Origin of the sequence: Comamonas sp. MYb21 (assembly GCF_037479395.1) — a bacterium.
In the GTDB taxonomy this organism is placed as follows: domain Bacteria; phylum Pseudomonadota; class Gammaproteobacteria; order Burkholderiales; family Burkholderiaceae_C; genus Comamonas.
The window spans coordinates 104,089-114,241 of sequence record NZ_JBBGZC010000008.1; the positions used below are offsets into that span (position 1 = coordinate 104,089).

The 10,153-nt window shown below is 61.4% G+C and carries 8 protein-coding genes and 5 tRNA genes; 3 read left to right on the forward strand and 10 right to left on the reverse strand.

Annotation, left to right across the window (positions count from 1 at the left end):
- Window positions 1-17: 17 nt before the first annotated feature.
- From rmuC to WH367_RS13225, 5 genes are all read right to left on the reverse strand, one after another.
- On the reverse strand, window positions 18-1,505 hold the full coding sequence (gene rmuC, locus WH367_RS13205; protein ID WP_445228115.1) for a DNA recombination protein RmuC: 1,488 nt from the start codon (window positions 1,503-1,505) through the stop codon (window positions 18-20).
- Between the two features lie 176 nt (window positions 1,506-1,681).
- A complete protein-coding gene (locus WH367_RS13210; RefSeq protein WP_339536497.1) occupies window positions 1,682-2,677 on the reverse strand; it encodes a 2-hydroxyacid dehydrogenase in 996 nt (331 codons plus the stop codon).
- Window positions 2,678-2,696: 19 nt separating this feature from the next.
- A complete protein-coding gene (locus WH367_RS13215) occupies window positions 2,697-4,118 on the reverse strand; it encodes a sodium:proton antiporter (protein WP_339536498.1) in 1,422 nt (473 codons plus the stop codon).
- A gap of 130 nt (window positions 4,119-4,248) precedes the next feature.
- On the reverse strand, window positions 4,249-5,502 hold the full coding sequence (gene pncB / locus WH367_RS13220) for a nicotinate phosphoribosyltransferase (protein ID WP_339536499.1): 1,254 nt from the start codon (window positions 5,500-5,502) through the stop codon (window positions 4,249-4,251).
- A gap of 176 nt (window positions 5,503-5,678) precedes the next feature.
- Window positions 5,679-6,146, reverse strand: a complete 468-nt coding sequence (locus tag WH367_RS13225; protein ID WP_445228112.1) for an acyl-CoA thioesterase — start codon at window positions 6,144-6,146, stop codon at window positions 5,679-5,681.
- 394 nt (window positions 6,147-6,540) lie between these two features.
- Between WH367_RS13225 and WH367_RS13230 the strand changes: the two genes are divergently transcribed.
- From WH367_RS13230 to WH367_RS13240, 3 genes are all read left to right on the forward strand, one after another.
- Complete coding sequence (locus WH367_RS13230; RefSeq protein WP_027011309.1) at window positions 6,541-7,098, forward strand: phasin family protein; 558 nt, start codon at window positions 6,541-6,543, stop codon at window positions 7,096-7,098.
- A gap of 360 nt (window positions 7,099-7,458) precedes the next feature.
- Window positions 7,459-8,502 carry a Fe(3+) ABC transporter substrate-binding protein gene (locus tag WH367_RS13235; RefSeq protein ID WP_021028627.1) on the forward strand — a complete coding sequence of 348 codons (1,044 nt, stop codon included), beginning with the start codon at window positions 7,459-7,461 and terminating at the stop codon, window positions 8,500-8,502.
- Between the two features lie 107 nt (window positions 8,503-8,609).
- Window positions 8,610-9,368 (forward strand): 3-hydroxyacyl-CoA dehydrogenase, encoded by a 759-nt coding sequence (locus WH367_RS13240; RefSeq protein WP_312986395.1) that lies wholly within the window; start codon window positions 8,610-8,612, stop codon window positions 9,366-9,368.
- A gap of 140 nt (window positions 9,369-9,508) precedes the next feature.
- Here the strand turns inward: WH367_RS13240 and WH367_RS13245 are convergent.
- From WH367_RS13245 to WH367_RS13265, 5 genes are all read right to left on the reverse strand, one after another.
- Window positions 9,509-9,585, reverse strand: a tRNA-Asp gene (locus WH367_RS13245).
- Window positions 9,586-9,631: 46 nt separating this feature from the next.
- Window positions 9,632-9,707 (reverse strand) — tRNA-Glu (locus WH367_RS13250).
- A 57-nt stretch (window positions 9,708-9,764) separates the two neighbouring features.
- A tRNA-Ala gene (locus tag WH367_RS13255) sits at window positions 9,765-9,840 on the reverse strand.
- A 109-nt stretch (window positions 9,841-9,949) separates the two neighbouring features.
- Window positions 9,950-10,026 (reverse strand) — tRNA-Asp (locus tag WH367_RS13260).
- Window positions 10,027-10,074: 48 nt separating this feature from the next.
- A tRNA-Glu gene (locus WH367_RS13265) sits at window positions 10,075-10,150 on the reverse strand.
- Between the last annotated feature and the right edge of the window lie 3 nt (window positions 10,151-10,153).

Below are 10,153 nucleotides of genomic sequence, written 5' to 3' on the forward strand. Positions count from 1 at the left end.
TTGGCCTGCATTGTCGGCTAAGTCAGGGCCGCTGCGCTGTCGCCTTCGTCCGGATCGGTGGTCAAAGGCCCCAGCTCGCCATCGGCCGGCGTCTCATGCACATGCGAGAGCCGCTTTTGGATGGCCCGCGTGCGCACATCGACCTGCTCGAATTTCTTGGCCGCCTGGTCCAGCGACCTGCGCGTAGCCTCCACCACATCGCCAAACTTGTTGAACTCGGTCTTGACCTGGCCGAGCACCGCCCAGACCTCCGAGCTGCGCTTTTCGATGGCCAGGGTCTTGAAGCCCATCTGCAGACTGCTGAGCATCGCTGCCAGGTTGGCAGGCCCCGAGACCATGACCCGGCAGTCGTTCTGCAAGGCTTCGACCAGACCCGGCCGGCGCATCACTTCGGCAAACAGGCCCTCGGTGGGCAGGTAGAGCACCGCAAAATCGGTGGTGTTGGGCGGCGAGACATACTTGCCGTAGATCTTCTTGGCCTCTAACCGGATCGAGTTTTCAAAGCCGATGCTGGCCGACTGGATCGCCGCCTTGTCCAGGCTTTCCTGCGCATCCATCAGCCGCTGGTAATGCTCGACCGGGTACTTGGAGTCGATCGGCAGCCACACCGGCTTGTCATCGCTGTGGCCCGGCAGGCGGATGGCGAACTCCACCATCTCGTCGCTGCCCGGCACGGTCTTGACGTTTCTGGCGTACTGCTGGGCCGTCAGCACGTTGTCGATGATCATGCCCAGCTGCAGCTCGCCCCAGGTGCCGCGCGATTTCACATTCGTCATCACGCGCTTCAAGTCGCCCACGCTGCCCGCCAGCGTCTGCATCTCGCCCAGGCCCTTGTGCACCTGTTCGAGCCGGTCGCTGACCAGCTTGAAGGATTCACCCAGGCGCTGCTCCAAGGTGGCATGCAGCTTTTCATCGACCGTTTTGCGCATCTCTTCGAGCTTGCTGGCGTTGTCGCTCTGGATGCTGGCCAGGCGCTCGTTGAGCGTGCCGCGCAGCTGCTCGGACTGCTGCTGGTTGGCCTGCAGCAGCTGGGCCAGCTGGCGCCCCACCCCGTCTTGCATGCCCGCCAGGTGCGACTGCACATCGGTCTTGAGCGTGGCCAGGCTCTGGTGGTTGGCACGGGTGAGCGCATCGACGCGCTGGGTGAGCGAGGTATCGAGCACCGACAGGCGCTGGTTGACGGCCGCATCGAGGTGGGCCAGGCGCTGGGCGAGCTGGGTCTCGAACCCGGCCAGCGCCTGGGCCAGTTCCTGGCGCCCCAGGCGCGACTCGGCCAGGCTTTGCGCCATGCGCGCTTCCAGCGATTCGCGGAACTCGCCCATCACGTCCTGGCTGCCCTGGTTCAACTCGCGCAGCTGCAAGGTCATGTGCTGCGACAGGTGGCTGAGCGCGCCTTCGCTGCGCGCCAGCGCCTGCACGGTTTGCTGCTGGTCACGGGCCTGGCGCTCCTGCTGCTGCAGCCAGGCCTCCCCCAGATCGACCTTGGGCCTGCGCAGCAGCAGCACCAGCAGGTTGGCCAGCACCGCCAGCAGTACCAAGGCCAGCAGCACCAGGCTGAGCAGCGACCGATCCAGATCCAGATTCACAACCGTTCCCCGTGTTTGAGAAGACTGCAAAAATAATAGCTGCTTGCACCCGTCTGGTGGGCACAAACAGCCATCTTTATTGAAATATTTTGCGTTCAGGCAGCGCTGCGGCGGCTGTGCTCCAGGCGGTTGACGGGCGTGACCGGCGCCTTGCCGCCCAGGTAAGCGATCAGGTTGTCGGCCGCCAGCTGGGCCATGGCCCGGCGCGTGCCCATGGTAGAGCTGGCGATGTGCGGCGTCAGCACCACGTTGGACAGCGCCAGCAGATCCGGGTGCACCGCAGGCTCACCCTCGAACACATCCAGGCCGGCCGCTGCAATGGTCTTATTGGCCAAGGCCTTGGCCAGCGCCACATCGTCCACGATGCCGCCGCGCGCGATATTGATCAGCGTGGCAGTCGGCTTCATGCTGGCGATCTCGGCCGCGCCGATCGTGTGGTGGGCCTCACGGGTGTAGGGCAGCACCAGCACCAGGTGGTCAGCGGTGCTGAGCAGCTCTTGCTTGCTCACATAGCGGGCCTTGCAATCGGCCTCCAGCTCGGCAGACAGGCGCGAGCGGTTGTGGTAGACCACCTGCATGCCAAAGCCATGCGCGCCGCGCCGGGCTATGGCCTGGCCGATGCGGCCCATGCCCAGAATGCCCAGGGTGCTGCCATGCACCTCGGCGCCGGCAAACAGGTCATAGCGCCAGTCCTTCCACTGGCCGGCGCGCAGAAAATGCTCGCTCTCGGTGATGCGGCGGGCGGTGGCCATCAGCAACGCAAAGCCGAAATCGGCCGTGGTCTCGGTCAGCACATCGGGCGCATTGGTGCCCTGCACGCCGGCCGCCGTCATCGCGGCCACATCAAAGTTGTTGTAGCCCACGGCCATGTTGGCGCAGATCTGCAGCTGCGGGCAGGCGGCCAGCAAGGCCGCATCGATGCGCTGCGAGCCGGTGGTCAGCACGCCATCCATGCCCTGCAGGCGCTCGGCCAGCTCGGCGGGCGACCAGGCGATATCGTCCTGGTTGGAGCGGACATCGAAGTGCTGTTCGAGCACGGTGACCACTTCGGGCGAAATGGCGCGGGCAATCAGAATTTTCGGGCGGGACATCGGCAGTTTCCTCGGGGGTTCAGCGGAACCAGATAAAAGTCATCACGACAAACAGCGGCACCAGGACGGAGCACGACCAGGCCATGTAGCCAAAAAAGCTGGGCATGCGCACCCCACGGCTTTCGGCAATGGCCTTGACCATCATATTGGGTGCGTTGCCGATATAGGTGTTCGCGCCCATGAAAACGGCGCCGGCCGAAATCGCGGCCAGGGTGGTCGCCATCGAGGTCATCAGCACCTGGGGGTCGCCACCGGCGGTGTTGAAAAACACCAGGTAGGTGGGCGCATTGTCCAAAAAGCTGCTGAGCAGGCCTGCGGCCCAGAAGTACATCGCCGGGTCGGGCGAGCCATCGGGCCGGGTCACCGCGCGCACCACGGCGCCAAAGGGGCCATTGGCGCCCGCCTGCAGCATCGCGATGACGGGGATGATGGTGAGAAAAATGCCGGCGAACAGCTTGGCCACCTCCTGCATCGGGCCCCAGTCAAACTGGTTGGCCGCATGGGCCGATGCGGGGGTGAGCTTGAACGACAGCACGGCCACCGCAATCAGGCCCAGATCACGCACGATGGACGGCAGGCCCACAGCCACACCGGCAATGTCCCACTGCAGGTCGGACTTCCAAAAGCCGCTCAGCAGCACCAGGGCTACGACAGCGCCCAGCAGCACAAAATTGATCTTGCCTTCAAAGCCCAGGCTGTGGGTGTCGGGCGTGGGGTCGCTGCGGGGCTTTTGCGCATCAAAGCGCAGCATATAGCGGTCAAGCAGGTAGAAGATCACCAGCAACGCGCCGACCAGGAACAGGGTCTCGGCAAAGATATGGCGCACGGTCCAGAAAAAATCCACGCCCTTCAAAAAGCCCAGGAACAGCGGCGGATCACCCAGCGGCGTGAGCGAGCCACCGGCGTTGGAGACGATGAAGATAAAGAACACCACCACATGCGCGCAACTGCGGCGCGCATCGTTGGCACGGATCAGCGGGCGGATCAGCAGCATGGAAGCTCCCGTCGTGCCCATGAAGCTGGCCAGCACCGCACCAATGGCCAGGATCGCCGTGTTCAAACCCGGTGAGCCATGCAGATTGCCGCGAATATAGATGCCGCCCGAGACCGTGAACAAGGCCGTGAGCAGGATCACAAAAGGAATGTATTCAGCCACCAGCGCATGGGCCAGGCTGCCGGCGGCCAGCCCCGGGCCAAAGACTGCCGCAAAAGGCAGCAAGAAGGCCAGCGCCCAAAACGCGGCCACCTTGCCAAAATGGTGGTGCCAGAAGTTGGGCAGAAACAGCGGCATCAGCGCAATCGACAGCAGAATGCCGGCAAAGGGGATGCCCCAGAAAACGGAGAGCTCGGCCCCATTGACCGTGGCCGCGCCGGCCCACCCGGGCGCCAGCACCGCAGCGCCCACCGCCGCCCTGCCCCAGACCCCATACTGCTGCCCCATAACCTGCTCCTTGTGTTTGTGCTTATTCATGCATGGCAGCCCAACACCGTCCGGCAGACGCACGCAGCCCGGTGATTTTAGTCAGCGGTCCTGTCCCAAGACGGGCCGCTGGCGACAGCAGCCATCCCGATTAACCCGCACGTGCGGGAGCGGGGGCCACGCCTTGCGGCGGAATGTGCTGGCTGGGGGGCAGGTTGAACACCTGGCGAAGGTAGGCCAGGTATTTTTCGTCGTCGCACATGCTCTTGCCGGGCGTGTCCGAGATCTTGGCGACGGGCTGCCCATTGCAGCGCGTCATCTTGATGACGATCTGCAGCGGCTCGTAGCCCAGGTCATTGGTCAGGTTGGTGCCGACGCCAAAGGCCAGCTGGCAGCGGCCCTGGAAGCGCTCGAACAGCGCAATCGTGCGCGGTATCGTCAACGCATCGCTGAAGATCAGGATCTTGGTCAGCGGATCGACCTTGTGCAGCTTGTAGTGCGCGATCAGGCGTTCGCCCCAGCTGAAAGGATCGCCACTGTCATGGCGCGCGCCATCAAAGAGCTTGCAGAAGTACAGGTCGAAGTCGCGCAAAAACGCATCCATGCCATAGACATCGGACAGCGCAATGCCCAGGTCGCCCCGGTATTCCTTGGCCCACATGTCAAAGCCGTAGATCTGGCTCTCGCGCAGGCGCGGGCCCAGCGCCTGGCAGGCCTGCAGGTATTCATGGGCCATGGTGCCCAGCGGGGTCAGGCCCAGCTGCTTGGCAAACAAGGTATTGCTGGTGCCGGCCAATTGGCCTCGGCGCTCGCCCGGCATCGCAGGATGGGTGGCCACGCCCAGCCCGCCTACCAGGCTGCCCAGCACCTCGCGCTGCCAGCGGTGGCTGAAGCGCCGGCGCGTGCCGTAGTCGGCAATCTTGAGCGCCTCCAGCCCCGGCCCGCGCATGGCCTCGATCTTGCCTGCCAGGCGCCGGCGCCCTTCGGCCCAGTCGGGCTCGGGCTGGGTATTGCGAAAGTAGACCTCGTTGACGATGGCCAGCACCGGGATCTCGAACAGCACGGTATGCAGCCAGGGGCCGGTGATGGTGATGTCGATCTCGCCGCTGGGCAGCGGCAGCACGCTGATGTATTTTTCCTTGAGCTGGTAGAGCCGCAGAAAATCGATGAAGTCGCTTTTGATAAAGCGCAGCGATTGCAGATAGGCCAATTCGTCATCGGCAAAACGCAGGCTGCACAGCTGCCGGATTTCGGCGCGGATCTCGTCCACATAGGGCGCCAGTTGTACGCCGGGATTGCGGCAGCGGAACTTGTATTCCACCTGGGCCCCGGGGAACTGGTGCAGCACCACCTGCATCATGGTGAACTTGTACAGGTCGGTGTCCAGCAGACTTTGGATAATCATGGTTGGCAGCACAGGGTTGCGCGCCAACCCGTGCAGCAGCCCATTTGGCTGCTGGCGGCAGGCGCCATGTCTCATATCCACAACCCAGCGCCTATTTCATAAGGTCGCAACAGCGGCAAGTGTAGGCGATTGCCCGCTGCCCTGCAGCCAGGCAGGGCAAGGCGCCTGGAAGCTGTTTACGGCAAACGCAGGCTGTCCAGCGCCTGGCGCGTGGCATCGGGCAGCGCCACCGGGCGGCGGCTGCTGCGGTCTACATAGACATGGACAAAATGCCCGCAAGCGGCGCTTTGCGATTCACCGGCGACAAAAATCGCCAGCTCATAACGCACGCTGCTCTTGCCCAGATGCGCCACGCGCACGCCCACATCCACATCCTGCGGATAGGACACCGGCGCAAAATAATGGCATTGGGTCTCCACCACCAGGCCAATGCTGCTGCTCGCTTCAATATCGAGCACACCCTTTTCGATCAGCAAGCGGTTCACAGCGGTATCGAACCAGCTGTAATACACCACATTGTTCACATGCCCATAGGCATCGTTGTCGGCCCAGCGCGTGGTCACGCGCACAAACTGCGCATAGGCAGATCGGGGCTGGGGCTGGGGGCGCTCGGCATGCTGCTGCGAAGAAGACATCTTGGCCATCCTGGTCACATCGTTCGCAGGCATTGTAGAAGTGCGGGCCCCAGGCGCCAGCGCCACGCTGCACGTCGGGGACAGGCGATGGCAGGCAATCACAGGCGCTGCCATCGTGCTGACACATGGCGCAACTACAACGTCAGAGCAAGCTGATTTCAGTCGGTTGCCAGGCGGCTAATTCGTTACCCGATCAACCAATTAAACAAATGGTAAATGATTGAAATCAAAACAAAAGACTTTTTTGCTGCACTGCACAAAAAAGGCTTGCAAAAGGCGCGAAGATGCCCAACAATAGAGTCATTGTGCAGTGCAGCAAATTCAACGCAATGCACAAACCTCCGGCGCACAGGACGTGCCCGGATTTGTACCTTCAACACTTCTAACGAGACGGAGTATGAACATGGCATTGACCCCTGACCAAATCCTGGCTGCACACAAAGCTAATCTGGAAACCCTGCTGGGCCTGACCAACAAGGCCTTCGAAGGCGTGGAAAAGCTGGTGGAACTGAACGTGGCTGCAACCCGCGCTGCGCTGTCCGATGTCTCGGCCAACACCTCGGCCGTGCTCGATGCCAAGAACGCCCAAGACCTGCTGAGCGTGCAAAGCGGCCTGCTGCAACCCATGGCCGAAAAGACCGCTGCCTACAGCCGTCACCTGTACGAAATCGCCGCTGCTACCAGCCTGGAATTCAGCAAGGCTTTCGAGAACAAGGCCGTTGAAGCCCAGTCCAAGTTCAACGAATTTGTCGACACCGCTGCCAAGAACGCACCGGCTGGCTCCGAAAGCGCTGTGGCCGTGATGAAGACTGCGGTTGCTGCTGCCAACAATGCCTACGACTCCGTGCAAAAGGCTGTCAAGCAAGCCGGTGAAGTGGCTGAAACCAACTTCAACACCATCACCAACAACGCCGTCAAGGCTGCTGGCACCGTCAGCGCCGCGACCGCTCGCAAGCGCTAACTAGCGAGCCTCTTGAGCGCGCTGCCGTTGCCCAAGACCTACAGTTTGGTCAAATTTTCGCCAGTTCGCTGGACAGACTCAAGGGTAAACCCTATAATTTACCCATGGTGTTGAAAATTTCAACACACCCAGTTGTCTCCTTGGATCTTTTCGAAACCTGGTTTCTTGGATCCTTTTAAAGCCCGGCCTTGCCGGGCTTTTTTTTGCGCTGCATTTGGCAATAGCGCTGCATGCGCTTCTTATCACCAGAGCCACACTTAACGCGACCTGAATAAGCTCAGAGCCTGCAATGGTTTAAATAGAAACAATTCTTGTTTCAATTAAGATCGCGTCTCCAACTTTACAGAGACGTTTTGCCCTATGCATTCTTTCAAAATCCTTGCACTGGCTTGCGCCATCACGGCAGGTGCCGCCGCACAAGCCCAAGAAGTGGTCAACCTGTACTCTGCCCGCCACTATGCGACGGATGAGGCGCTCTATAACAACTTCACAAAAGCGACCGGCATCAAGATCAACCGTGTGGACTCGGACGACGCAGGCATTGTGGCCCGCCTCAAGGCAGAAGGCGCCGCCTCCCCTGCCGATGTGGTGCTGATGGTGGATGCCGCACGCCTGTACCGCGGCGAGAAGGACAACCTGTTCCTGCCGATCCGCTCGGCCAAACTGGAGGAAGTGATTCCCGCCAACCTGCGCGCCCAACCCGAAGCCGATGGCGGCATCACCTGGTTCGGTCTCTCGACCCGCGCCCGCGTGATCGCCTACAACAAGGACAAGGTCAAGCTGGAAGATGTCGACAGCTACGAGAAGCTGGCCGATCCCAAGAACAAGGGCAAGATCTGCATCCGCTCGGGCTCGCACCCCTACAACCTGAGCCTGTTTGGCGCCGTGACCGAGCACATCGGCGAGGCCAAGGCCCAGCAATGGCTGCAAGGCGTCAAGGACAATCTGGCCCGCCCACCCAAGGGTGGCGACACCGACCAGATCAAGGCCGTGGCCGCTGGTGAATGCGATATCGCCATCACCAACAGCTACTACTTTGCCCGCCTGATGCGCTCGAGCAACCCCGACGATGTCGCGATCACCAACAAGGTCAGCGTGGTGTTCCCCAACCAAAGCAGCTGGGGCACGCACCTGAACATCGCTGGTGGCGCCGTCGCCAAGTACAGCAAGAACAAGGACAATGCCGTCAAGTTCCTGGAGTACCTGGCCAGCCCCGAGGCCCAGACCTACTTTGCCAACGGCAACAACGAGTGGCCTGCTGCCAAGAATGTCGAGACCGACAACCCGGCTTTGAAGACGATGACGCAGAACAAGCCGTTCAAGAGCGAGACCATCCCAATCAGCGCCGTGGGCAGCAATATGCCCAAGGTGCAGCAGATGCTGGACCGCGCCGGCTTCCAATAAGCGCTGCGCACTGTCACGAAAAGCCCGTTCGCGGGCTTTTTTTGTGACTGCTCGCCGCCCGGCTCTGGGCTAAGATGCTTTGGATCCAACAATCAGGAGACATAGCGATGCAAATCGCCAACAAGGTATTTATCGTCACAGGCGGCGCTTCGGGCCTGGGAGAAGGCACGGCACGCATGCTGACCCGCGAGGGCGCGACCGTCGTCATCGCCGATATGCAGGCAGAGAAAGGCCAGGCCCTGGCCCAGGAGCTGGGCGGCGCCTTTGTGCAATGCGATGTGTCCAATGCAGAGCAAGCCCAGGCCGTGGTTGCCAAAGCCGTCTCGCTGGGCAAGCTGTTTGGCCTGGTCAACTGCGCCGGCATCGCACCGGCTGAAAAGACCGTGGGCAAAAAAGGCGCCCATTCGCTCGAGCTGTTCAGCAAGACCATCACGGTCAACCTGATTGGCAGCTTCAACATGATCCGTCTCTGCGCCGAAGCGATGGGCCAGAACGAGCCCGAAGCCACCGGCGAGCGCGGCGTGCTGATCTCGACGGCCAGCGTCGCCGCCTATGACGGCCAGATCGGCCAGGCAGCCTATGCAGCCTCCAAGGGCGGCGTGGTCGGCATGACCTTGCCCATCGCCCGCGATCTGGCGCGCAGCGGCATCCGCAACATGACGATTGCGCCCGGCATTTTTGGCACCCCCATGCTGTTTGGCATGCCCCAGGAGGTGCAGGATGCCTTGGCCGCCGGCGTGCCCTTCCCCAGCCGCCTGGGCACCCCTGAGGACTATGCCAAGCTGGTCAAGCACATTGTCGAGAACGACATGCTCAATGGCGAAGTGATCCGCCTCGACGGCGCCATTCGCCTGGCACCGAAGTAAGACCACAGGCCTGCGGGCCTTGGCCAGCCAAAAGCCGATCTGCGGGGCCACCCGGCGATCGGCTTTTTCTTGGCCGCTGCACGCCTGCAGCGGCCATGAAAAAAGCCTTCTTGCCGCATGACAAGAAGGCTTTTGGAATCTGGCGGAGTGGACGGGACTCGAACCCGCGACCCCCGGCGTGACAGGCCGGTATTCTAACCAACTGAACTACCACTCCTGGCAGAAAGCTTTGCTAGCCGTGACGGCTACAAGTGCTTCAAACTTGGCGACCCTACGGGGATTCGAACCCCGGTACTCACCGTGAAAGGGTGATGTCCTAGGCCTCTAGACGATAGGGTCAATCCTAGAACTTTGTCTGCGCTGCATTGCTGGTGCAATGCCTCAGATAAGTTTAATTGGTGGAGGTAAACGGGATCGAACCGATGACCTCTTGCATGCCATGCAAGCGCTCTCCCAGCTGAGCTATACCCCCCAATTTGCTGATATCAAGCCATGACTTTGTCGGTCTCGCTCGCTGTACCTGAGTACAGCTTCGCGCGCCCTTCGCGTCCTGACATGATCTCAACAAATTTTTAAAACTGTGGCGGAGTGGACGGGACTCGAACCCGCGACCCCCGGCGTGACAGGCCGGTATTCTAACCAACTGAACTACCACTCCTGGCAGGAAGCTTTGCTAGCTATTGTATAGCATCAAGTGCTTCAAACTTGGCGACCCTACGGGGATTCGAACCCCGGTACTCACCGTGAAAGGGTGATGTCCTAGGCCTCTAGACGATAGGGTCAAC